Raw genomic sequence first — 903 nt, 5'->3', positions numbered from 1 at the left:
TTTGGTCGGCATACATGCACCTCTAGCTACATGTTATGCCCGAACACAAAATTTCTGACAGTCTCACCGCGAAAGAAAAATGGGACGCTCAAACACTGATCATTCCTGGCGTCGTACAGCGCATTACTAAAACCGGGACGGCGGTCGGTCAGAATCAGATTGCGGTCATCTTCAGCGATCCGTCCAATCCCAAATGCACGGGCCAGGGCTTGACCCGCGATGACCTGTTGGTCAACAAGAAAAAAATAAGCAGCTTCAAGAAGGGCGACAGGGTTCTTGTGAAAGGTGTGTTGGGCACCAGTGAATCAAAGTGGACCGACAATGATGCTTGCTGGCTGTCTTTTGACAAAGCCGAATTCACACTTCAGAAATAGAAGCCGTCAGCATAAAACCCGGACAATGTCCGGGTTCTGTAAGCCGCGCATTGATAACGCTGTCAGTTCTGCCAGGTTGTGTAATAAATCGGAATACCCCGCGAGTTGGTGATGGATGCATAATTGAAACCTGGCGCAAACGACTCTCCGCCTGCGAAGGTGTAACCAAATGCGCTGAATTCAATACCACCGCCGACCTGGCTCAACTCGGCCTCGTTCAGCACTCGAAGTGCTGGTCCGGCAGGAAGCGCATTATGTGCCTGTTGTGGGTTCACTGCTTGAGTCATGGCGTTGTTTCCTCTGAAAGTGTCATTGATAAATCAGGGCTTCCGTACCGTTGAACGACGGAAGACAACACCATTAAAGTCACCGCTTACAAACACCTCAATAGCACAAATGAGCTACTTGCTAGTGTGTCTTTTGGCTATTAGTTCATGTGTGCTATTGAGGTTACTTGTCGTCAGGACTGAACCGCCCCGGGTTTCTCGGAGACCCTTTTGTTTGAGTCATGCCACCTGGGCAGACTCGG

Annotated in this window: 1 protein-coding gene and 1 pseudogene; one reads left to right on the top strand and one right to left on the bottom strand. The window is 50.1% G+C overall.

Annotation, left to right across the window (positions count from 1 at the left end; all coding sequences use genetic code 11):
* Nucleotides 1-53: 53 nt before the first annotated feature.
* A pseudogene (locus tag AO277_RS14150) lies at nucleotides 54-374 on the top strand (hypothetical protein); the annotation flags it as partial.
* 62 nt (nucleotides 375-436) lie between these two features.
* Here the strand turns inward: AO277_RS14150 and AO277_RS14145 are convergent.
* Complete coding sequence (locus tag AO277_RS14145) at nucleotides 437-661, bottom strand: hypothetical protein (protein WP_044320235.1); 225 nt, start codon at nucleotides 659-661, stop codon at nucleotides 437-439.
* Between the last annotated feature and the right edge of the window lie 242 nt (nucleotides 662-903).

This window comes from Pseudomonas amygdali (assembly GCF_002699855.1).
GTDB lineage: Bacteria > Pseudomonadota > Gammaproteobacteria > Pseudomonadales > Pseudomonadaceae > Aquipseudomonas > Aquipseudomonas amygdali.
This window is presented reverse-complemented; position numbering and strand designations above follow the sequence as displayed.

What these genes read in the sequence shown, in the direction of transcription:
- AO277_RS14145 (WP_044320235.1), bottom strand. Translation starts at nt 661, where the DNA reads ATGACTCAAGCAGTGAACCCACAACAGGCACATAATGCGCTTCCTGCC.